Here is a 22308-nt window from a genome sequence, read left to right on the forward strand (position 1 = left end):
ACGTTCGTAGGGACCACCGTTGACTGTTCTGATCACCGGCGGTGCCGGCTACATCGGTTCGCACATCGTGCGGGCATTCCGGCTCGCCGGACTCGATTGCATCATCGTCGACGACTTCTCGAGCGGGCACCGCGAGTTCGTCCCTGACGACTGCGTAGTGATCGATTCGTCGATTCTCGATACCAAGATCCTGGCGAAGGCCATGGTCGAGCACGAGGTCGAAGCCGTTGTGCATCTCGCTGGCTTCAAGTACGCCGGCGTTTCCGTCCAGCGCCCGCTGCATACGTACGAGCAGAACGTGCAGGGCACGGTGAGCCTGCTGCAGGCGATGCACGAAGCCGACGTCGACAAGATCGTCTTCTCCTCGAGCGCCGCCGTGTACGGCACCCCGGACGTCGACATCGTCACCGAGGCGACAGCGACAGCGCCCGAGTCGCCCTATGGCGAGACCAAACTGATCGGTGAGTGGCTGATGCGGGACGCAGCGCGAGCGCACCCGCTGCACCACACCTCGCTGCGCTACTTCAATGTCGTCGGCTCTGCGACGCCCGAGCTCTATGACTCGAGCCCGCACAACCTGTTCCCACTGGTCATCGAGGCATTGCTGGAAGACCGTACGCCGCGCATTTACGGCGATGACTACCCAACGGCCGACGGCACGTGCGTACGCGACTACATCCACGTCGCCGACCTGGCCGATGCTCACGTGGTGGCGGCACAGAAGCTGCTTGCCGGCACCGAGCTGCATCCGGTCTACAACCTCGGTAGCGGTGATGGCGTGTCGGTGCGTCAGATCATGACGGCTGTCGCGGATGCCACGGGCATCGCGTTCGAGCCCGAGATTGCAGCGCGTCGCGAGGGCGATCCAGCGCGCATCGTCGCGTCAGGCGAGCTTGCCGCTCGCGACCTGAACTGGGCGATGCGTCATACGGTCGCCGACATGGTCACCAGCGCCTGGCAAGCCCGCAATCTCGACCGCTAAGGAGCGAAGCGACTGGGAGGGAGCGAGGAACGAGCGACCGAAGCGTCGTGAGTTGAGAAGCTCGCTGCTGGACTCCTAGTGGAGCTGCGACTCGTCCTCGACTCGAATTCCTGGGCCTGTTGCGATGAGTCGCTTCTTCTTGCTTCGGGTCCAACCGTGGACCTGACGCTCTCGACCCCATGCCTCGGAGACGTAGTCGTACTGCTCGAAGTAAAGCAATGTCACCGGTAACCGTGTGCGCGTGTAGTCGCCTATCCCTTGGCGGTGTTCCCAGAGTCGGCCGAGCAGGTTTCGCGTGCTGCCGACATAAAACGTGCCATCAGCGCAGAGAAGGATGTAGAAGTAGCCCATTGCCGGAGCGTGTTGGAACGTTCGCAGTCTCGCTGCTTCGAGTCCACAGGCGAGCTTCTCGGCTCACTACGCTTCGGCCTCGTTCCTCGGCCTCCCAGTCGCTCCGCTCCTTAGCGGGCGGATTCCCGGCCCCTAGCGACGAAGTCGCGGGAGGGAGCTCTGCGACCGAAGGGGCGTACGCCGAAAGGGTCGCTCTGGGACTCGCAGGCAGATTGGGCTTAGACGCGGCGGAGGACTGTGGTGACGATGCCGAGGATCGTGGCGTGGTCACCGTCGATGGGGGAGTAGGCCTCGTTGTGCGGGAGCAGCCATACGTGGCCGTCCTTTCGCTGGAACGTCTTCACGGTCGCTTCGCCGTCGAGCATGGCAGCGACGATGTCGCCGTTGTTCGCGGTCTGCTCCTGGCGTACGACGACATAGTCGCCGTTGCAGATGGCAGCGTCGATCATCGAGTCACCGACGACCTGAAGCATGAACAGCGTGCCCTCGCCGACGAGTGACTTGGGCAGCGGGAAGATCTCCTCGACCTGCTCGGTAGCGAGGATCGGTCCACCAGCGGCGATACGGCCGACCATCGGGACGTTGATCGCAGCTGGCATGGCATCGCCGATACCGGTCTCATCGAACGTCGAATCGCTGGCCGCACCCATGGAGCGGCGAGCCGCCATGACGTCAGGCAGGAAGATTTCGAGCGCACGCGGACGGTTGGGGTCGCGCTTGACGTAGCCGAGGCTTTCGAGCGTACGAAGCTGGTGCGCAACCGACGAAGTGCTGGTCAGACCGACTGCGGCACCGATCTCGCGCATGCTTGGCGGGTAGCCACGCTTGGCGATCTCCTCGTGCAAGAACTCCAGCACCTTGCGCTGGCGGGCGGTCAGCCCGGAGGAGTCGGCCGGCCCGTCGGGGAGCTCGGTGACTTCGGCAGTGCGATCGTCGGTCATGCGGGCAGCGTATCCCCGAACAGGTGTTCAATTCAAACACCTGTTCGATTAGCGTGTCGCGCCTGTGTGAGCCGTAGGCTGGCGTCATGAGCTATCTGGTCGTGGGCAAGAAGTCGGGCGAAGCGTGGGATGTCGAGGTACGCGGAGTCGGTACGACGACGTCACCCGACCTCAACGGCGTCGAGGCTGCCGCCCGAGCGCTCCTGGCTTCAGAAGGCAAGGCTGACGCCGCGACAGTCGACCTCCAGCTGCTCCTGCCGGACTTCGAAGCCGACCTCGACGAGGCGCGCATCCCGCGCGGCAACCGGCCGAACATCGAGCTGATCAGCGGACTGATCCTGCTGGCCGTGGTGGTTGGCGCAGCAGCCTTCGTGCTCGGGCGGGTTCTCTAGCCCTTCGCCGCGAGCGTCGTGACGATCGCGTGTATCTCGTCGACCTTGGCGGCGATCTCCGGAACTTGGCGGATCAGCGCGATCTCGTCCTGCAGCTCGGTGAGTAGACCCTGGACCTGGGTCAGGACAGTCTGAGTTTCGTCCAGAGTCGTCGTGGCCGATGACAAGGTCTCGCTGACCGTGTTCAGCGTGCCCTCAACTCGACCGAGGACGCCGTCGACGTTCGTGAGCGCTGTATCGGCTCGGTTCAGAATCTGCGCTGGGTTCTTAGGGATGAAGCCGGCCACTGGTCCTCCTGGGAGTTGGTCGACCCTACTCAACCAGTGAGCTGATGCCCTCGTCGAGCGATTCGACCGTCGCGCCGAGCAGCAACGCGTACACGCCGACCCAGAGCCACAGCAATAGAACAACCACTCCGGCGAGAGCGCCGTATGTCTTGGCGTAGCTACCGAAGTTGTCGACGTACACCGAGAACCCGACCGAGGCCGCGATCCACAGTCCGCTGGCGACCAGCACGCCCTTGCTGATCAGGGGACCAGTGTCTCCGCGACGGTCGGGAGCGATACGGAACAGTACGGCGATCGCCAGCTTGATGGATGCGCCCACCAGAACCCAACGCAATGATCCGAGCAACGCTGAATCCAGCACCGCGGGGGCAACAGCGACGAGGGCGATCATCGCTGCAAAGAACGCGATGGCGCCGAGAGTGAGTAGGAGTGCCTGCGCCTTCTGCTCTAAGAAGTTGTGGCGATCGCGTTGTCCGAACATCTGATTGATCGCCGTTACGAGGTGGCCGACACCACCGGACGCGCCATAGATCGCGAGCGCCAGGGCGACCACAAGACCAAGGCCAAGGGATCCGGGTGACGTCGAGGTCAGTGACTCGAGCTGGCCGTTGACCACCGACGCGGCGTCGGCCGGCAGTGCGTCTGCGATGCGCTCCGACTGCCGCTGCACGGTCTCGGGACTTGCGAACAGTCCGTAGAGGGCGACGGCCGCGATCATTGCGGGGAAAAGGGATAGGAACGCATAGAACGCAACACCGGCCGCGAGCAGGGGAGCCTGGCGTTCCGAAGCTTGCTTCCACGCGGTCACGACCTGTTGACGGAGCATTCCTCGACGCTAGTGCCGGTGGGAAGCGTCCGCATGTCGTACGAATTCTGCCTGCAATTGCAGGGTGCGACACGCCCGTTCGAATTTCTGTTCGATAAATGCGTGCTTTTGTCGGACTCGTCCTCTAATGTCGTACATGTGTTCGATCGAACGCCTGTTCGCACCATCGAATGACATCGAAGAACAGGGTTCGCTCGAACGCACCAACTCGATACACACCGTCTCACTTCCCCCACGGAGGCACCTCATGAGCAGCATCGCATTTGATCACAGCCCGACCCGCACGGCCGTACTTCCGGTCCGTCACTTGGTCGCAGTTCCTGACCTGCCAGTTGCACCAGCGGTTCGTCTGACCCGCCGCGGCAAGGCCGTCGTCTTCACCATCGCTATCGCGATCATCGCGGTCCTGGTGGTCCTGTTCGGCTCGTCAACACTCGCCGGCGACAAGGCTGGCGCGCTGCCCAACACCACCACGGTCACGGTCCTGCCGGGCCACACGCTCTGGGAGATCGCCGCAGACGCCAACCCCAACGGAGACATCCGTTCGACGGTTGACGACATCCTGCAGCTCAACTCCCTCCCCAACGCCTCCGCCCTGCAGATGGGTTCGGAGATCGCGGTGCCGGTCTACAACTGACCCACCACACAGAAGTCCGCGGCAGCCGCTGGGAAGACGGCTGACCGCGGACATCTGCGTTCAGGGCGGACAGCGCACAATGGATACATGCGGATCCATGTCATTGCTGACGTCGTCGACTCCGACGGCGGCCACGTCGTCGAACGCCTCGAGCAGCTCGGTGGCGAGATCGTCCAGCTCGATCGCGATGAACTCGCCACGTACGACTCGATCGGCGACTCCGACCTGATCCTGCTGCTTGGTTCGGACCGCGCAGCGCACGAGCCCAAGTGGCTCGATGTCGTCGAAGCTGAGTCGGTGTTCGTACGCGCTGCGCTTCGCGACAGCACTCCGGTGATCGGCATTTGCTACGGCGCCCAGTTGATGGCTCGCGCACTGGGCGGTACGTCTTGGCGGGCCGACCAGGCCGAGGTCGGCTGGCAGCGCATCGACACTGTCGATCCGGTGCTGTGCCCCGAAGGACCGTGGGCTCAGCTTCACAGTGACGTCTTCGCACCGCCTCCCACAGCCCGCGTACTCGGTACGTCCTGGCGCGGCACCCAATGCTTCATCGATGACTCGCTGGGTACGCGCGCGATCGCGTGGCAGTTCCACCCCGAGGTGACCGCGGCGACGTACGAGCGCTGGGTCAACGAGGGCTACTACGGGGACGGTGGCGTCGACGAGAAGGACCTGATCCGTCAGGCGTACGAGAACGAGGCGCGCAGCCGCATCGCCGCCCACAAGCTCACCGACTCGGCGCTCACGTTTTTGGGAGTCAGCTCATGAAGGGCCGGCCCAGCGGCTACTCGTGGGAAGTCCGCGGCAAGGAGGTCGTGATCTCGCATCACGGCCATGAGGCGACGGTGCTCCGAGGCGCCAAGGCGATCAAGTTCGTCCAGGAAGCTGGCAAAGGCAATGAGCAGTTGCTGATGGCACGCCACACGACAGGCACCTACAAGGCGCCGGACGAGCGGACTCGCAAGAGCTAGGAGATCGACTTCCAGTCGGTGAGCTTCTCGGCGATCAGGCTGGCGCGTTGTGCTGCGTCGCTGCCATCGAGGGTGGCCATGTCACCGGGATCGGCTCGTACGAAGATGCCTGACGTTCGCGCGTTCACGTTCGGATCTGTGTGCGAGCGAGTCGTCCAATAGCCCGAGGCGCGATCGACTGACTCAAGGACGATCTCGCCGGTGCCTTCGAGTTGTGGCGCGTTCGGGTGCCGCGGGCGCTCACCGTTCCAGTAATAGAAGACGCCGGCTGGATCGTTCTGCTCCTTCGTTGCCTCGCTCCAGTAGCGGGCGGACAGGGTGCCGTCCTCCTGCCACGAGCGACCATTCACTTCGAGTGACCCGTTCCGATCACGCGAGATCCGCAGCAGGCTGATGGCGGAGGGCTCACCTTCAGTGCGCTCGGTGAGGGAGAACTGCCACCACAGACCTTCGATTGCAGAGAGGCGGCCTTCGTCCTCGATCGCCTTGCGGAGCTTCTGGTTGATGGCCTTCATCTCGGCGGGAGTGGTCGGTACGTCGTACCGAACGCACGTCAGGCCGAGGAGATCACTCGGGAGCTTGGATCCGTTCGCATGCAGGATGAACGTCCGTCGCATCCCGAGCACTCCGCCGAAGAGTCCGGCTTCGAATACGACGTTGTCTCGCGGCGACGCCTGACTCGCTTCGGACGGATCGGCGACTGAGGTCCAGTCGTCCTGGGCGAACACGAAGGCCGCGAAGTCGACCTCGCCCGTGAGTTCCACGAGTCGATCGAGTGTCGAGGTCCCGGGGTTGAAGACCGTGGTCCACGGCTCAACGTGCGCGACTTCTTCGAGTCCGCGCGTCAGCGACTGCAGGAGCTTGGCCTGCTTGCCCGAGGAGCCAAGAAAGATGCGGGGTTTGTCCACCAGGGTCTCCCGAGAGGTCAACGATGATGCGCCACGATAGCGCGTCAGCGCCGTGGCGAACCGCAGATCCTGAGTTGCTGCTACTTGCCGATCCAGGAGCTGGCCACGGCCACGCGCACATCGGCGCCGACGCCGTACCCGCCAGCGGGTGCGAGGAGCGTGACGTGCAGACCTGTGACGGTCTTGCGACCACCGACGGTGACTTGCTCGTTGACGACGATCTTGACGAGTCCCGGGATGTTGATGACCAGGTTCGCCTTGGGATCGAGCTTGAGCGGGATGCCGGCCAGCTTGATGTTGACCAACGACGTCGACTGCTCCAAGGTCTCGGCGGCGCTGCCGACCTTCTTCGTACGAGACGACGCCTTCACCGCGTCAGCCGTGATCAAACCGTTGAGCAGGTTGACCCGAGCGGCTTGAGCCGTGGTGGACGAGTCCTGCAGAGCCGCCGTCGTGGTGCCAGTCGCCGAGGACTCGACCGCACCGACGTACAGAAGCTTGGGCAGATCCACGGCGAGCGTGCTGTTGTAGATCGTGGTGCCGCCGGTACCAATCGCAGGTACGCCGATCGCAGCAGTCGGGCCGGACTTGGCCTGGATCGCCGGACCGACGCTCGCGTGCACCGAGGTCACGTACGCCTGACCGCCGATGGGCGTACCGGTGCCGGTGGGTCCGTTCTGGGTACGAGTCGGGTTGATGATGATCGTGCTGCCGGCGGGAGCGTTGTCGCGATCGGCCAGCAGGTTGACGTGAATCGCCGAGCCTTCAGTGATCAGACCGTTGCCGTTGGGCGCCGTCTTCGACTCGTTGAGAACGACGCGGGCGATGCCGGGGATCGTGACGGTGAAGTTCTTGCTGATCTTGAGGGGGAGGACCGTGCCGGCGATCTCGAGCTTCACAAACGTCGTGTCGACGCCGCCAGTCTTCGTCGTGGAGTTGACCGTCGACTTGTTGATCGTCTCGATGGCGTCAGCCTTGATGAGCCCATCGAGGAGCGAGACCTTGGCGGTCGTCGCGGTGTATTCGGTCGCGGCACCATCGCCCGCTGCAACAGCGGAGGCAGACGTCGAGATGGCTCCGACGGACGCGAGCTTGCCGACCTCGACCGAGGCGAGCGTGTTCCTGTGGTGAACCGGCACCTCGGTGCCATCAAGAGCGGAAGCCGACGTGAAGTCCGAACGCACGACGCCACCGAGCAGCACAACCTTCGATCCGGCGGCATACCCCGTGTAGTGGAAGCTCGACGTCGCTGCCATGGCAGGCGCGGAGACGAAGGAGGCGATCCCGATCAGGATCGCCAAGGTCGCTGCCGCGAAGCGTGCTTTGGTCATCGTTGCTCCCTCGAGCGTGGCCAAGTTTGTTGTGTCTAACGTCAAAAACGACGGCCACGGTTGGGTGTCACGCCCGTTTACGTAAACAGTGCGTGTCTTGCGTCACGACACGCCGCAATTTTGTCGCTGAAATCGCATCTGACCTGCGGTTTCAGGGCACCCCAGAAAAAGTGTGGGCACCTTCTGGAATTGTGTTGCGTGGGCCACACCTCGGGCGTACAGTGGCACTACATCTAGTAGTTACACCGTTGTTGTTCGTCCACATCTAGTTCCACAGGTAGGGACGGGTTACACACCGAAATAGCTCGGAATCCACACGGTTTCCACAGGTTCTCCCCAAAACGGAGGACTTTATGACTCAGAACAGCCCTTTGACAATCCTTTTGTATGGGGAGAGGAGCACGCGATGCATTGTCCGTTCTGCAAGAACACCGACACCAAAGTCCTGGACAGCCGTGTCGCCGACGAAGGTGGAGCCATCCGCCGCCGTCGTTCGTGCTCTGACTGCAACAAGCGCTTCACCACGATCGAGCAAATGCAGCTCACCGTGGTCAAGCGTTCGGGAGCAACTGAGCCCTTCCTCCGCGACAAGGCAATCGCCGGTGTCCGCAAGGCCTGCAAGGGCCGACCGGTTTCCGATGACGACTTGGCACGACTCGGCCAGCAGGTCGAGGACACCCTCCGCGATTCGGGATGTGCAGAGGTGCCGGCCCACGAAGTCGGCCTCGCCATCCTCGAACCACTCAAAAGCCTCGACGAAGTCGCATACCTGCGTTTCGCGAGCGTCTACAAGGCGTTCGAGTCAGCAGACGACTTCGCCGCCGAGATCGCCAGCATCATGTCGGCCACGGCCGATGGCGAGCTCGCCGAACACACAGCACAGCAACACAAGACTTAAAGGTTCGCCGGTTGAGTAGGTCCGAGGAACGAGGACCGTATCGAAACCGCCGCACCAGCAAGACCAGCAACACCCACCTCCCCCCACCGCAAGCACAGACATTTAGGAGCACTCCCATGACGGAGACGGTCAACGGGCCCACCGGGTCCTCGCGCAAGACACGCAACAAGGGCAAGCAGCTGACGATCGAGCGCGTCTACACGACCCCCGGCACACACCCGTACGACGCCGTCACCTGGGAGCGTCGCGATGTCGTCCAGACCAACTGGAAGACCGGCGAGAACGTCTTCGAGCAGCGCGGCGTGGAGTTCCCCGACTTCTGGAGCGTTAACGCCTCCACGATCGTCACCACCAAGTACTTCCGTGGTGCAGTCGGCACGCCCGAGCGCGAGCAGAGCCTCCGCCAGCTGCTCGACCGCGTCGTCCTGACCTACACGCAGGCTGGCCGCGACAACGGCTACTTCGCCGACGAGGAGCAGGCCACGATCTTCGAGCACGAGCTGACGCACATGCTCCTGCACCAGGTCTTCAGCTTCAACAGCCCGGTGTGGTTCAACGTCGGTACGTCGAGCCCCCAGCAGGTCTCCGCCTGCTTCATCCTTGCGGTGGATGACTCGATGGACTCGATCCTCAACTGGTACCGCGAAGAGGGAATGATCTTCAAGGGCGGCTCAGGCGCTGGCCTCAACCTCTCGCGCATCCGTTCCTCCAAGGAGCTGCTCCGCTCCTCGGGCGGTACGGCTTCCGGCCCCGTCTCCTTCATGCGTGGTGCTGACGCCTCGGCGGGCACCATCAAGTCCGGTGGCGCCACGCGCCGCGCGGCCAAGATGGTCGTCCTCGACGTCGATCACCCGGACATCGAAGAGTTCATCCACACCAAGGAGCGCGAGGAAGACAAGATCCGCGTCCTCCGCGATGCCGGCTACGACATGGATCTCGGCGGCGCCGACATCACGTCGGTCCAGTACCAGAACGCCAACAACTCGATCCGCGTGAACGACGAGTTCATGCAGGCAGTCGAGCAGGGCACCGAGTTCGGTCTCCGCGCTCGTACGGACAACTCGATCATCGAGACCGTCGACGCCCGCAAGCTCTGGGACGACATCGCTCACGCCGCCTGGGCGTGCGCCGACCCCGGCATCCAGTACGACGGCACGATCAACGACTGGCACACGTCGCCCGAGGCTGGCCGCATCACAGCGTCCAACCCGTGCTCCGAGTACATGCACCTCGACAACTCGAGCTGCAACCTTGCCTCGCTCAACCTGCTGAAGTTCCTCAAGGACGACGGCTCGTTCGACACCGAGACGTTCGTCAAGGCGACCGAGTTCATCATCACCGCGATGGACATCTCGATCTGCTTCGCGGACTTCCCGACCGAGGCGATCGGTGACACGACTCGTGCCTACCGCCAGCTCGGCATCGGCTTCGCCAACCTCGGCGCGCTGCTCATGGCGTCGGGTCTCGCGTACGACTCCGACGGTGGCCGCGCGCTGGCTGCATCGATCACCTCGCTGATGACCGGTACGTCCTACCGTCGCTCGGCTGAGGTTGCCGGTGTTGTCGGCCCGTACGACGGCTTCCAGCTCAACGCTTCGGCGCACGAGCGCGTGATGCGCAAGCACCAGGCCGCCAACGACGAGATTCGCACGCTGCACGCGATGGACATCGCCGTACACCGTGAGGCTGCCAAGCAGTGGAAGCTCAACCTCGAGATCGGTCAGAAGAACGGCTGGCGCAACAGCCAGGCGTCGGTGCTCGCACCGACCGGCACGATCGGCTTCATGATGGACTGCGACACGACCGGTATCGAGCCGGACTTCTCGCTGGTCAAGTTCAAGAAGCTCGTCGGTGGCGGTTCGATGCAGATCGTCAACCAGACCATCCCGGCTGCGCTCAAGAAGCTCGGCTACACGGGCGAGACGATCGAAGCGATCGTCGAGTTCATCGGCGAGAACGGTCACGTCGTTGACGCGCCGGGTCTCAAGACCGAGCACTACTCGATCTTCGACACCGCCATGGGCCAGCGTTCCATCGCTCCGATGGGCCACGTGCACATGATGGCTGCGTGCCAGCCGTTCCTGTCGGGTGCCATCTCCAAGACGGTCAACCTGCCGGAGAACGCCACGGTCGAAGAGATCAAGGATGTTTACTTCCAGGGTTGGAAGCTCGGCCTCAAGGCGCTCGCGGTCTACCGCGACAACTGCAAGGTCGGTCAGCCGCTCTCGGACGGCAAGGAAGCCAAGTCGTCCGGTGGTTCTGACGCTGAGGTCAAGACGGTCATCGTCGAGAAGCCGATCCGTCGCAAGATGCCGAAGTCGCGTCAGTCGATCACGACGTCCTTCTCCGTGGGTGGTGCCGAGGGCTACATGACCTCGGGTGCTCACGAAGATGGTCAGCTCGGCGAGATCTTCATGAAGCTCGGCAAGCAGGGCTCGACCCTCGCCGGCATGATGGACGCCTTCTCGATCGCGATCAGCATCTCGCTGCAGTACGGCGTGCCGCTGGAGACCTTCGTTCAGAAGTTCACCAACATGAAGTTCGAGCCGGCCGGTCTGACCGACGACCCGGATGTCCGTATGAGCCAGTCGATCATGGACTACACGTTCCGTCGCCTGGCCCTGGACTACTTGGACTTCGAGACTCGCTCAGCTCTCGGCATCCACTCCGCCGACGAGCGTCAGCGCTACCTCGACACTGGCTCTCACCAGCCCATCAGCGCAGGCAGCACAGCCGCCGAGCTGATCGAAAGCCCGTCCCCTAGCGACGAAGTCGCGGGAGCGAGCTCTGCGAGCGAAGGGGCGCAAGCCGAAGCACCCAAGGTGACCGACGTAGTCATCGAAGCCAAGCCGGCTCCGGCAACGGCTCACACGAGCGCTGAGCTCTTCGAGGCCATCACCGGCTCCGCAGTCGACTCGCCGCTCTGCATGACCTGCGGAACCAAGATGCGCCCCGCCGGCTCCTGCCACGTCTGCGAAGGCTGCGGCAGCACGAGCGGCTGCAGCTGAGCAGACGGGAAGGGGATGGACGCCCGTTTCGGGCTAAATCCCCTTCTCCTTAGTTGATGCCTCGGAGTCGTTCAATCACTTCGAGGATCAACTGGACGAGGCTCCGCGCATTGCGCAAGGGTGGTGACGCATTCATGTGCGTTGCCTCGTTGCGAAAACGGATTGCTGTTATCAGCTCGACTTGCTCATCCGCTGTGATGACGCTGCTTTGCACAGCCAGGGCAAGGACAAGTTCGCCGTGAAGGACACCTTCGAGCACAGCCAAGCGAACCGTGACGATGTGGACAAGGACAATTTCGACTTCACGGTCACCAACAAGAACGCTGCTGACACGTTCCACTGAGCCAGCAGTACGCCTCTCCGGCCGCACACCATCACGGTGTGCGGCCGGAATGCGTTCAGTCCGCCTTTCGGCGACGCCCCACGATCAGTGCAGCCACGAGTGCGCCCAGCGTGCCGAGCAGCTCGTCGCTGAGGGTGTCCTCGTACGCTCCGTCGAGCTCTGTGCCGCGGCGGATGAACGTGTACCACTCACCGATCTCCCAGCCGACAGCCAGGATCGCGCCGAGGCCGGTGATGGTGAGGACGAGCGCCCAGGTCGGGCCGGTCCAGATGAGGCGCAGGAGGAGTCCGCAGCCCCACAGGAGCAGCGTCCAGTTGAAGAAGTGGTTGGCGTTGTCCCACCAGTCCACAGAGTCGTAGAGATCGAGCGTGTTCCCGGTGACGTCGACCAGGAATGGGGACATGATCAGCGCGAATGCGCCCCAGGGGAGGTCGGCTGACTTCGACTTCCGCCACCAGATGAACGGGACGATCAGCATCAGGATCGGGTAGACGATCAGCCGGTAGCCGAATCCCTTGCCCTCGAACTGATCGAAGCCGCCGAACGCACCGACAACGAGCTGGATGACCGTGAGAGAAAGGATGGCAACGGCAGCGATGAATCCAGCGCCCTTGGGAGTCGTCATGGGCAACACCTTCCCACGTCAGAGATTGTTCGCTCGCAGTTAACCCGCCGGGTGTTGTCGCGTCCGTCTCGTGGTCAGATCGCATCCATACAGTGGTGACGACATGGTGAACTTCTTTGCAGCGCTGGTGACGCTCCTCAGCACGCTTGTGTCGTCGCTGAGCGCGGCTCCCGATGACGGCCGCTACAACAAGGAAGTCCCGTACGGGAACGCTTTGTCGTCGCCGATCAAAGCGGCGCCGAATGGCTACGAACCCATCTTCATCGAGAACCTCGGGCGACACGGGTCCCGGACGCTCACCAGTTCCGCTGGCGAGGCGAGAGCCCGCAAGATCTGGAATGCAGCCAAGAAGCAGAACGCATTGACGCAGGTCGGCGAGACGTTCGACGAAGATCTCACGGCGTTCCAGAAGGCCGAGCAGAAGATTGGCTACGGCAACATGAGTCAGCTCGGCAAAGCTGAATGGGCCGGGATCGGGCGACGTACGGCAGACAACTACGGCGACTACCTCAAGAAGGCCACCGCCGACGGCGACTCAGTCGCCTACAAAGTGACGACGTTCCAGCGCACCGAAGAGAGCGCTGACGCGATGATCGGGAGCCTCAAGAAGGTCGTCCCGGACCTCAAGCTCTCGGAGCGTTTCGTCGACCTGCGGTTGCTGATCATTCGCGGATCGACCATCGAGGCGAACCATGCGGTCAACCAGATCCTGGCGAGCAATGCCGTCGTCGACGCGGCCAAAGGACTGCTCCGCGAGCTCTACACGCCGACATATGTCGACAGCATCGAGGACCCGGTGGACGCAGCACTCGACATTTACAAGGTGTACGCGACCGCACCCGGCATGCAGGGCGACACCAACGTGACGTTCGAGAAGTATGTAGCGCTGAAGTACGCGAAGGTGCTCGCGTACGCCACCGATGCGCAGCTCTTCTACGGCTTCGGGCCCGGCATCGCCGGGCAGGACTTCTCGTACCGCCAGGCGAAGCCGATCCTCGCCGACTTCTTCACTGAACTCGACAAGCGCATCAAGGGCGGCTCAACAGCCGCGGTGTTCAGGCCCGCGCACGGCGAGACGATCATGCCGTTCGCGGCCCTGCTCCGGTTGCCAGGCAGCGAGAAGCAGGCCGCCAAGGGCGATGTCTACACCTACGAGAACAACCCCTGGCGGGGGAGCGTCGCCGGAAGGCTCGCCGGCAACGTCGAGTGGGTCGCCTACCGCAACGCGGCTAAGGACGTACTCGTGACGATGCGCTACAACGAGCAGCAGGTGAAGTTTCGCAAGGGCTGCAAGGCGGTTGAGCCCTACTTCTACCAAGTCGCCGAGCTCAAGCGCTGCCTGCGCTGACTTTCGTCATTTCACGACGCTAGGAGTCAATCTCCCGGAGACTCAAATCAAGCATTGCGGGAGGGAGACCCGAGATGAGTATCAGGGAGTCAGGGACGCCCGGAGCGTCTTTGCAACGAGAGTACGAAAAGCGGTTGGCCGCGCACCAGGGGCGCGTCGCCGAGCGTCGCGCGCGCATCACTGCCGCTCATCCGTGGATCGGCCGCTGGCTGATCGGAACGGTTGAGCCACCGCACACCGTCACGGCATTCGCCAAGGGCGCGGCAGGGGAGCGGATGGTGGCCAGGAAACTCAATCGAGAGCTAGGCCACTGCGTGAGCTTCCTCTACAACCGACGTGTGGGCAACGGCAGCGAGCGCGGCGATATCGACATCATCGCGATCGCGCCGGGCGGCGTCTTCGTCATCGATCCAAAGGCGTATTCACGCAAGCGGATTCGATCGAACAAGGCCGGGGACAACTTTGTCGTCGACGGCCGGTTGCGGCCTGCCCTCGCACTCGGAATGAGGCGTCACATCGATGCCGTGGCTATTGCCGTTTCTGAGGGACCGATCCCCGCGGCGGAGGTTTCGGCGGCGTACTGCTTCATCGGGGCTGAATTGCCATGGGGCCGTTTGGTCGTCGACAACGTGCTTGCAACGACACCGCGTGGTGTGGTGAAGATGCTGACAAGCTCGGGTCCTCTGACGCCTGAGGATCGCTCAGCACTCCATCAGTATCTGGGCACTCAATTCCCGCCGGCCTGAAGCCGCAGAGCTCAAACGCTGTCTTCTCTGACGTTTCGATTGGACAGAGTGCTCAACCTCCCCGAGAATTCACACAGCAAGAACGCGGGAGGGAGCCCCGATGGACGCGAGCGACTCACGCACGCCGGAAATGTCGTTGGAACGCGAGTTCAAGTCGACCGCACCGTTTTCTTACACCGATACGGGCGAGCGCGAGGCCGCGCGAATGCTCACGCGCACACTGGGAAATTCGGTCCAGTTCCTGTTCAAGCGTCGAGTTGGCACCGCCAAGGTCGACATCATCGTGATCGCTGCTTCGGGCGTTTTCGTACTCGACCCCAAGGACTATTGGGGACGCAAGGTGCGCGCCAACCGCGCGCGCGACTCGTTCGTCGTGAACGGCCGCGCGCGTCCAGGGCTCGCGGACTCAATGCGGCGCCACATCGAAGCCGTACGTGAGGCAGTGGACGTCGGCCCGATGCCGGACGCACCGGTGTCAGGCGCGTTCTGCTTCATGAACGCTGACCTGCCGCTCGGTCGCCTCGTGGTCGATGACGTGCCCGCGACGACGCTTCACGGGGTCGCCAAGATGCTCAAGCGTCGCGGTCCGCTGACGGCCGACAAGCGCGCGAAGCTGCACACCTACCTCAGCGAACAGTTCCCGCCCGCCTGATCCTCTTCGCCGTAGACTCAAAGCCCACATACCGTCCGGGGGATCCATGTCGAAGGCGTTCAAGCTCAGCGCAGCGTGTGCCGTTCTGGCTGTCGCGCTCGCAGGTCCTGCGCACGCCATCCCTGAGTCGCCGTACGCGAACCAGACGCCGTATCTCGATCCTGCGGCCACGCCGCTGACCCCGCCTGCCGGCTACGACATGGTGTTCATCGAGACGGTCGGACGTCACGGTTCCCGGTCCATGACGAGCAATTCCGCCGAGACGCGCGCTCTGAAGATTTGGAACACGGCAAAGTCGAAGGGCAAGCTGACGACCATCGGTCAGTCATTCGACGATGACCTCGCAGACTTCCAAGAGGCTGAAGGAGTCGTCCGATACGGCCGACTGACCACGATCGGCAAAGCCGAATGGACGGGGATCGGGAAGCGCACCGCCGAGAACTACGAACCCTTCTTCTCCAGTCTTGCGCCCGATCAAATCGCGTACGTGACATCGACGTACACGCGCACCAGGCAGAGTGCCACCGCCATGAGCGCCGGCATCAAATCTGTGATCCCGGGTCTGCCGACCTATGTTCCGAAAGTCGAGGACGAAGCCAAGGCCCTCCTCGAGCTCCCCGTCGGCTCAACATCTGCAGGACGCTCGGCCATAGCCAAGATCAAGAACTCGTACGACGTCCGTTTGGCGGCCAAGCACGTACTTCGCACGATGTACACGAAGTCGTACGTCGACAGCCTTGATGCTCCGGTGGCCGCTGCGCTCGACATCTACGTGATCTACTCCACCGGCCCCGGCATGGCCGACGACACAGACGTGACGTTCAACGACTACGTGCCGGTGGCCGACGCGGTCGTGCTCGGGTATGTGAAGGACGCGGAGAAGTTCTATGAGTACGGTCCGGGCGTTGCCGGGCAGACCAACTCGTACCGGGCAGCCAAGCCGCTGCTCAACGACTTCTTCGCCCGACTCGACGCGCGCGTTGCGGGTGGCTCGACCGCGGCGGTATTCAGGCACGGGCACGGCGAGACGACGGTTCCGTTCGCGGCGCTGATCAGAGTCCCGGGCAGCGATCAGCATGCGTCCGCCAGCAGCTACTACACCCGATCGAACAATCCGTGGCGCGGCCGCATCGCTGCTTTGCCGGCTGGAAGCACCGAGTGGGTGGCGTACAAGAAGTCAGGTAGCCCCACGCTGGTGACGATGCGATTCAACGAGGTACCCAAGAAGTTCCGCGCGTCGTGTACGCCGACTGTCCCGAACGGCTACTTCTACACCGTCGCGGAGCTCAAGGATTGCTTGCTTTAGTGGCGCAGCTTCACGAGCTTGGCGAGCTCGGCGTCTGACAGTTCCGTCAGCGCACCTTCGCCGCCATTGACGACGGCATCAGCCAGCGATCGTTTGGAGCGGATGAGCTCGTCGATCGACTCCTCGATCGTGCCCTCGCTGATCAGGCGGTGTACTTGCACGTTCTTGGTCTGGCCGATGCGGTGAGCACGGTCGGTGGCCTGGTCCTCAACGGCCGGGTTCCACCAGCGGTCGAAGTGGATCACGTGATCAGCCTTGGTCAGGTTGAGCCCGACGCCGGCTGCCTTGAGCGAGAGTACGAAGACGGGCACCTCGCCGCCCTGGAACTTGTGCACCATCTTCTCGCGCGCCTTGATCGTGGTGCCGCCATGCAGGAACTGGCTCTTGATCTTCTTCTCGTCCAGGTGCCGCGACAGCAGTCGGCCCATCTGCGCGTACTGCGTGAACACCAGCACCGCGCCATCCTCGGCGACGATCTCCTCGACTAGTTCGTCAAACACGGTGAGTTTGCCGGAACGACCTGGCAGACGACCGTCGGACTGGCGCAGGAAATGCGCGGGGTGGTTGCAGATCTGCTTGAGCTGGGTGAGCAGCTTGACCACGAGGCCACGGCGCTGGATGCCTACGGCGGCTTCGATCTCGGCGAGCGTGTTGCGGACGACCGCTTCGTACAGGCCGACCTGCTCGCGGGTGAGGTTGACCGAGTGGTCGGTCTCGATCTTGGGCGGCAGCTCCGGAGCGATGCCGGGGTCAGACTTGCGTCGACGCAGCACGAACGGGCGGATCAGCTGTGACAGACCCGCAGCCTTCGCCTTGTCGCGTCGCGCCTCGATCGGTCGTGACCACTGCACGCGGAACTGTTCGTAGGTGCCGAGCAGTCCCGGCGTCGTCCAGTCGAGGATCGCCCAGAGCTCGGAGAGGTTGTTCTCGACCGGAGTACCCGTCAGCGCGAGCCTGGCCTCGGCGGGGATAGTGCGCAGTGCCTGTGCCGTACGGGCGCGAGGATTCTTGACGTTCTGCGCTTCGTCGGCGACGACCAGACCCCAGCCGGGCTGGTGGAAGCGCAGGAAGTCGGCGTCAGCGCGCATCGTCGCGTACGTCGTGACGACGAACCCGTCCTTCACGCCATCGAGACGGCGGCCGGCACCGTGATAGCGGCGTACGTTGACGCCCGGCGCGAAGCGTTTGATCTCGCGCTCCCAGTTGCCGAGCACGGATGCGGGGGCGACGACGAGCGTCGGTGCTGTGGTCGTACGCGCGCGCTGCAGGTGCAGAGCGATCAACATGACCGTCTTACCGAGACCCATGTCGTCGGCGAGGATTCCGCCAAGTCCGAGGTCGACCAGTTGCGTCATCCACTGCAGGCCTTGGAGCTGGTACTCGCGCAGCGTGCCGTCCAGCTCGTGCGGCTGCACTGCGGGCATGATGTCGCGGTCCTGGGTGGCGAGCTTGCGGCGCAGGTCCTCGAGCCAGCCAATCGTGTCGACCTCAGTGCTGAGCCCGTCGACCACGAGCGTGCCGGAGACGGCAGCACGCAGCGCTTCTCCCGAGGTGATGGTGCGAGTGCCACGCTCGAGCACGCGCTGCAGGCGGCGCGGATCGACGAACACCCACTGATCGCGGAGCTTGAGCAAGCCAGTCTGCGACGCAGCAAGCTGGTCGAGCTCGGCCTTTGTGAGTGTCTTGTCGCCGAGCGCGACCTGCCAATCGAAGCTGAACAGCTGATCTGCGGCAAACGCCTTGGCCCGTTCTGAACCAGGAGCCTCCTGGCGCCCGACAACAGCCTTGGTCTCGAGCGTACGTACGAGATCGGGCGGCCACCGTACGTCGATATGTGCCGCCATCAGATGCGAAACCGTACGACCGTCGCCGAGCAGTGCGAGCTCGTCGGCGGTGATTCGAACCGAGCCCTTCGAGATGTCCGCGAGCAGTCGAGCCGCGGGCGGCCATGTGTCGGCGGTGCGGGTGAGCATCGTGCGGGTTGCCTGGCGGACGCCCGGGCCGAGGTGGTGGTTGTCCTGCGACCACACGTCACTGGCACGCGCGGCACCGAACGAGCTGTCACGCGGCTTGATGCGGAGGTCGATCTCCGCGATCCGGACAGTGCCGTCCTCCAGCTCCTCGGACTCGTACAAGAAGGAGACCTCGAAGATGTACGAGAACAGCCGCTCGCGTTCGCGTGGCGATGCAGCACGGGGAGAGACGTACGCCTGACGCTGCGGTGTGGATGCAGCCGCTGGAGCGTCGACGGCTAGCGCCTTGAGGAATGCCTGGACCTTCGCGCCTCCGCTTGGGATCGCGGTCGCGGCTTGTTGGAGCTGCGAGAGCTCGGAGGCTTCGGGGGAGCCGAGGTTGCCCTTGGCCATGATGCGCAGGGCGAGGATCGCCGGCGTCGCCCACGCGCGTACCGAAGCGTGTGCCGACATGGCACGGATGCCCTGGCTCAGCGGCCCAATCGACTCGCTCGCAGTGGCCCGCTGTTCGCCATCTGGACCGTGAAATACGAAGCGCGATTCCGCCGGATCTTCCGCGACCTCGAAATCGACCGGATAGCGCAGCAATAGGCGCAAATCAGTCGATGTGGGCATCCCTCCATTGTCCCGCACGCGGCCAAACGGACCAAAACGGGGAGTCCTCATCTCACGGGGTTTCGATACGCCCTCGTTCCTCGGGCTACTCAACCAACGAATTCCTGGCGGTCGAGTAGCGAGGAACGAGCGTATCGAGACCTCGAGAGCCGAAGTGCTTGAGCGCGTCGATGGGTAGGTTCGGTTCATGCGATTCGCGGCGGCTGTGTTTCTTCTGCTGCTCGCTGCTTGCTCCAGTGACCCTGTCGAGCCGCTTGTTGAGCCGACCATCGAGACGTCGACACCGACTCCAACGCCGACGTTCATCTACCCGGGCAAGGACTGGGCGAAGGCTGCGACGATCGATGCGAACTTCGAGCAGCTCAACACCGATCTGGCCAACGCGAGGTCGACCTGCTTTGCGCTGATCAAGGACGGCGAGCTCGTGTACGACGCGTACTGGGGCGGCACCAGCATTCGTACGACGCGGCCTGCGTACTCGATCACCAAGTCCGTCACCGCGATCCTGGTGGGCATCGCCGCCGACGAAGGCAAGCTGGCGCTCGACGACAACGCGTCGAAGTACATCCCCGAATGGCGCCGCACCGCCGCGCGGAACGTCACGATCCGCGACCTGCTCTCCAACACCTCTGGCCGGCACTGGGACTACAACACCGACTACAGCCAGATGGTGCGCCGGGCACCGGACAAGACCGCCTTCGCGATCGGGCTCGGCCAGGACGCCAAGCCCGGCACCAAGTGGGACTACAACAACTCCGCGGTGCAGACCCTTGAGGCGGTACTCGAGAAGGCCACTGGTCAGGACGTCGCCGCGTACGGCAAGAAGCGACTCCTCGATCCGATCGGTATGCGCGACACCACCTGGGCGCACGACGCAGCCGGTAACACCACGACGTACTCGGGCATCGATTCGTCGTGCCGCGATCTCGCTCGCGTCGGCTACCTGATGATGCGAAGCGGTGCCTGGAAGGGCAAGCAGCTTGTCTCCGACTCGTTCGTCGCAGAGGCCACCAACGAGTCATCGTCGCAGCTCAACGCCGCATATGGGCTGCTCTGGTGGGTCAACAAACCCGGTCGCATCGTCACGATCGACCGCGCCGCCGGCTTCCCGAACGACAAGCCGCCATACCGGGGCCAGCTCGCACCCAAGGCGCCGGAAGACACGTTCTGGGCGCTCGGCTACGGCAGCGAGTACGTCATGGTGATCCCGTCGGAAGGGCTCGTCGCTGTACGTATGGGCTCACGTCCCAACACCCCCGAACAGCTCTCGTACGCGTCGTTTACTGAGGGCGTGCTGAAGGCCCTGCACCGCTGACACGTGGCCGAATCTCGTGCCGAGCTGGCCGAAATCCCGAACGCACCTGTCCGACCCGGACCCTAGGCTGGCGGGAGTCGACGAGAGGACTGTGACGCTGTGGCCGTTCCACGTACCGGGCTGGTCGCCGTCGCTCTCGGAATCGTCTACGTCGTATGGGGCTCGACCTACCTCGGCATCCGCGTCGTGGTCGAAGACGCGCCACCGATGACGTCAATGGGTCTGCGGTTCGCTACGGCGGGCCTGCTGCTTGGCGCCTTCTTCGCCGTGCGCCGTGGATTCAAGTTCCTCGCCCTCACGCGGCGGCAAGTCATCGGCACGGCCTTCCTCGGCCTGTGCCTGCCGTTGCTCGGCAACGGACTGGTGTCCGTCGCGGAGTACAAAGGCGCGACCTCTGGCTTCTCCGCTCTGCTCATCGCCGTGGCGCCGCTGGTCATCGTGATCTTCAGGGCAATCGAGCGAGATCTGCCCAACACCCAGACCATCGTCGGAGTGCTGCTCGGCTTCGTCGGGCTCGCCCTACTCGTGCTGCTCGGACGCGATGCGGGCGACTTCGAGCTGGGCCCAGCCCTGATTGTTCTCTTCGCGGCCTCGTGCTGGGCATTCGGCTCGTACGTCCAGCCTCGACTCTGGCTGCCAGCCAACCCGTTCGTCGTCGCCGTCTGGGAGATGATCTTCGGCGGCGCAATGATGGTCGTTCTCGGCCTGTCGGTGGGGGAGACGATGACGTTCGACTACCCGGCCAAGACCTGGTTTGCCCTGTCCTACCTGGTCATCTTCGGCTCGGTCGTCGCCTTCACCGCGTACGTCTGGCTCGTGGCCAACGCCCCGATCTCGCTCGTCGCGACCTACGCGTACGTCAATCCGGTCATCGCGGTGTTCCTCGGCTGGCTGATTCTCGACGAGAAGATCACCTGGCCGATCGTCGCCGGCGGAGCGATCGTCGTCGCGGCTGTCGCCCTGGTCATCTCGTCCGAGCGGCGGCACCCGGCGCCGGCAGCCGCAGCCGAGCCGCCAGTGGTTGAGCAGGTCACGAAATCGCTGCAAACACCGTGATCCTCGCGTAGGTTCGGCCAATGACCGACGTCACGATCACGCACATCGGCGGACCGACCGCGCTCATTGAGGTCGGCGGATGGCGCATCCTCACCGACCCGACATTCGACCCTCCCGGCAAGCGCTACTTCTTCGGCTGGGGCACGATGTCGCGCAAGCTCGTCGGCCCTTCGATCCTCGCCAAGGATCTCGGCCCGATCGATGCCGTACTCGTCAGCCACCACCATCACGGCGACAACCTCGACCCCAGCGCTCAGGCTCTGCTGCCGACCTGGGGTACGACGTACACGACCAAGAAGGCCGCCAAGAAGCTCGGCGGCAACACGGTCGGCCTCGCCGCCTGGGACACAACGACCCTCGAGGCGCCCGGCAAGCTGAGCGTCACGATCACCGCGACCCCGTGCCGTCACGGCCCGGCCGGCAGCGACCCGATCACCGGCCCCGTCGTCGGCTTCTCGCTCAAGTGGGAAGGCCAGGAGCACGGCGAGCTCTGGGTCACCGGCGACACGGTCTTGTACGACGGACTCCGCGACGTCGCGAAGCGCCTCAAGGTCGGCACGATGCTGATGCACCTTGGTTCCGTACGTTTCCGCTACCTGTCTGGCTGGTTCCGCTACACGATGGACGCCAAGGAAGGCCTCGAGCTGCTCGACCTGGTCAAGCCGACCAACGTCATCCCTGTGCACTACGAGGGCTGGTCACACTTCCAGCAAGGCCGCGACGAAGCCGAGAAGGTCCTCGCCGACCACAAGGTCACGTGGCTCAACCCGGGGGAGACCAAGACCGTCCAGGCCTAG

Annotated in this window: 23 protein-coding genes; 15 read left to right on the forward strand and 8 right to left on the reverse strand. The window is 63.7% G+C overall.

Translation table 11 applies throughout. The features are described from left to right. The first annotated feature begins 19 nt into the window (after positions 1 to 19). A complete protein-coding gene (galE, locus tag J2X11_RS07455; RefSeq protein ID WP_309968776.1) occupies positions 20 to 982 on the forward strand; it encodes a UDP-glucose 4-epimerase GalE in 963 nt (320 codons plus the stop codon). A gap of 75 nt (positions 983 to 1057) precedes the next feature. Here galE and J2X11_RS07460 read toward each other — a convergent pair whose 3' ends face one another. After that, entirely contained in the window at positions 1058 to 1333 is a 276-nt protein-coding gene (locus J2X11_RS07460) for a GIY-YIG nuclease family protein (RefSeq protein WP_309968779.1), read from the reverse strand. Between the two features lie 218 nt (positions 1334 to 1551). Next, positions 1552 to 2274 (reverse strand): transcriptional repressor LexA, encoded by a 723-nt coding sequence (gene lexA / locus J2X11_RS07465; RefSeq protein WP_309968782.1) that lies wholly within the window; start codon positions 2272 to 2274, stop codon positions 1552 to 1554. Positions 2275 to 2360: 86 nt separating this feature from the next. Between lexA and J2X11_RS07470 the strand changes: the two genes are divergently transcribed. After that, on the forward strand, positions 2361 to 2666 hold the full coding sequence (locus tag J2X11_RS07470) for a hypothetical protein (RefSeq protein ID WP_309968784.1): 306 nt from the start codon (positions 2361 to 2363) through the stop codon (positions 2664 to 2666). Here the strand turns inward: J2X11_RS07470 and J2X11_RS07475 are convergent. Together J2X11_RS07475 and J2X11_RS07480 are read right to left on the reverse strand one after the other, a co-directional pair. Then, positions 2663 to 2953 (reverse strand): hypothetical protein, encoded by a 291-nt coding sequence (locus J2X11_RS07475; protein ID WP_309968787.1) that lies wholly within the window; start codon positions 2951 to 2953, stop codon positions 2663 to 2665. The genes J2X11_RS07470 and J2X11_RS07475 overlap by 4 nt on opposite strands. Before the next feature lie 25 nt (positions 2954 to 2978). Next, positions 2979 to 3779, reverse strand: a complete 801-nt coding sequence (locus tag J2X11_RS07480; protein WP_309968790.1) for a YihY/virulence factor BrkB family protein — start codon at positions 3777 to 3779, stop codon at positions 2979 to 2981. Between the two features lie 247 nt (positions 3780 to 4026). Between J2X11_RS07480 and J2X11_RS07485 the strand changes: the two genes are divergently transcribed. From J2X11_RS07485 to J2X11_RS07495, 3 genes are all read left to right on the forward strand, one after another. Then, entirely contained in the window at positions 4027 to 4416 is a 390-nt protein-coding gene (locus tag J2X11_RS07485) for a LysM peptidoglycan-binding domain-containing protein (protein ID WP_309968795.1), read from the forward strand. 87 nt (positions 4417 to 4503) lie between these two features. Further along, positions 4504 to 5184 carry a type 1 glutamine amidotransferase gene (locus J2X11_RS07490; protein WP_309968798.1) on the forward strand — a complete coding sequence of 227 codons (681 nt, stop codon included), beginning with the start codon at positions 4504 to 4506 and terminating at the stop codon, positions 5182 to 5184. Then, on the forward strand, positions 5181 to 5387 hold the full coding sequence (locus J2X11_RS07495; protein WP_309968801.1) for a hypothetical protein: 207 nt from the start codon (positions 5181 to 5183) through the stop codon (positions 5385 to 5387). The genes J2X11_RS07490 and J2X11_RS07495 overlap by 4 nt, the downstream gene beginning before the upstream one ends. Here J2X11_RS07495 and J2X11_RS07500 read toward each other — a convergent pair. Both J2X11_RS07500 and J2X11_RS07505 read right to left on the reverse strand, forming a co-directional pair. Beyond that, positions 5384 to 6295, reverse strand: coding sequence for a TIR domain-containing protein (locus J2X11_RS07500; protein ID WP_309968804.1), 912 nt, complete (start codon positions 6293 to 6295; stop codon positions 5384 to 5386). The two genes, J2X11_RS07495 and J2X11_RS07500, sit on opposite strands and share 4 nt — an antisense overlap. An 80-nt stretch (positions 6296 to 6375) precedes the next feature. Continuing rightward, a complete protein-coding gene (locus J2X11_RS07505; RefSeq protein ID WP_309968807.1) occupies positions 6376 to 7626 on the reverse strand; it encodes a choice-of-anchor P family protein in 1251 nt (416 codons plus the stop codon). Positions 7627 to 8032: 406 nt separating this feature from the next. Here J2X11_RS07505 and nrdR point away from each other — a divergent pair, with 406 nt between their 5' ends. From nrdR to J2X11_RS07520, 3 genes are all read left to right on the forward strand, one after another. Next, a complete protein-coding gene (gene nrdR, locus J2X11_RS07510) occupies positions 8033 to 8524 on the forward strand; it encodes a transcriptional regulator NrdR (protein ID WP_309968813.1) in 492 nt (163 codons plus the stop codon). A 116-nt stretch (positions 8525 to 8640) separates the two neighbouring features. Further along, the gene (locus tag J2X11_RS07515; RefSeq protein ID WP_309968816.1) at positions 8641 to 11532 is read left to right on the forward strand and encodes a vitamin B12-dependent ribonucleotide reductase; all 2892 of its coding nucleotides are present in this window, start codon (positions 8641 to 8643) and stop codon (positions 11530 to 11532) included. A 181-nt stretch (positions 11533 to 11713) separates the two neighbouring features. Beyond that, on the forward strand, positions 11714 to 11875 hold the full coding sequence (locus J2X11_RS07520) for a hypothetical protein (RefSeq protein WP_309968821.1): 162 nt from the start codon (positions 11714 to 11716) through the stop codon (positions 11873 to 11875). A 55-nt stretch (positions 11876 to 11930) separates the two neighbouring features. Here the strand turns inward: J2X11_RS07520 and J2X11_RS07525 are convergent, their stop codons facing one another. Continuing rightward, positions 11931 to 12500 (reverse strand): hypothetical protein, encoded by a 570-nt coding sequence (locus J2X11_RS07525; protein WP_309968823.1) that lies wholly within the window; start codon positions 12498 to 12500, stop codon positions 11931 to 11933. Positions 12501 to 12603: 103 nt separating this feature from the next. On the opposite strand from J2X11_RS07525, the gene J2X11_RS07530 reads away from it, so the two are divergent. The 4 genes from J2X11_RS07530 to J2X11_RS07545 all read left to right on the forward strand — a co-directional run bounded on the left by J2X11_RS07530 (position 12604) and on the right by J2X11_RS07545 (position 16552). Continuing rightward, positions 12604 to 13848 carry a histidine phosphatase family protein gene (locus J2X11_RS07530; protein ID WP_309968826.1) on the forward strand — a complete coding sequence of 415 codons (1245 nt, stop codon included), beginning with the start codon at positions 12604 to 12606 and terminating at the stop codon, positions 13846 to 13848. Between the two features lie 134 nt (positions 13849 to 13982). After that, positions 13983 to 14594, forward strand: a complete 612-nt coding sequence (locus tag J2X11_RS07535) for a nuclease-related domain-containing protein (RefSeq protein ID WP_309968829.1) — start codon at positions 13983 to 13985, stop codon at positions 14592 to 14594. 100 nt (positions 14595 to 14694) lie between these two features. Further along, complete coding sequence (locus J2X11_RS07540; protein WP_309968833.1) at positions 14695 to 15246, forward strand: nuclease-related domain-containing protein; 552 nt, start codon at positions 14695 to 14697, stop codon at positions 15244 to 15246. A 46-nt stretch (positions 15247 to 15292) separates the two neighbouring features. Further along, the gene (locus J2X11_RS07545) at positions 15293 to 16552 is read left to right on the forward strand and encodes a histidine-type phosphatase (RefSeq protein ID WP_309968837.1); all 1260 of its coding nucleotides are present in this window, start codon (positions 15293 to 15295) and stop codon (positions 16550 to 16552) included. Here J2X11_RS07545 and J2X11_RS07550 read toward each other — a convergent pair. Then, a complete protein-coding gene (locus tag J2X11_RS07550) occupies positions 16549 to 19140 on the reverse strand; it encodes a DEAD/DEAH box helicase (protein ID WP_309968839.1) in 2592 nt (863 codons plus the stop codon). The genes J2X11_RS07545 and J2X11_RS07550 overlap by 4 nt on opposite strands. Positions 19141 to 19327: 187 nt before the next feature. On the opposite strand from J2X11_RS07550, the gene J2X11_RS07555 reads away from it, so the two are divergent. The 3 genes from J2X11_RS07555 (at position 19328) to J2X11_RS07565 (ending at position 22308) form a co-directional block, all read left to right on the forward strand. Next, on the forward strand, positions 19328 to 20455 hold the full coding sequence (locus J2X11_RS07555; RefSeq protein ID WP_309968844.1) for a serine hydrolase domain-containing protein: 1128 nt from the start codon (positions 19328 to 19330) through the stop codon (positions 20453 to 20455). A gap of 99 nt (positions 20456 to 20554) precedes the next feature. Then, on the forward strand, positions 20555 to 21511 hold the full coding sequence (locus tag J2X11_RS07560) for an EamA family transporter (RefSeq protein ID WP_309968847.1): 957 nt from the start codon (positions 20555 to 20557) through the stop codon (positions 21509 to 21511). Between the two features lie 20 nt (positions 21512 to 21531). Beyond that, on the forward strand, positions 21532 to 22308 hold the full coding sequence (locus J2X11_RS07565; RefSeq protein WP_309968850.1) for an MBL fold metallo-hydrolase: 777 nt from the start codon (positions 21532 to 21534) through the stop codon (positions 22306 to 22308).

This window comes from Aeromicrobium panaciterrae (assembly GCF_031457275.1).
Classification (GTDB): Bacteria; Actinomycetota; Actinomycetes; order Propionibacteriales; family Nocardioidaceae; genus Aeromicrobium; species Aeromicrobium panaciterrae_A.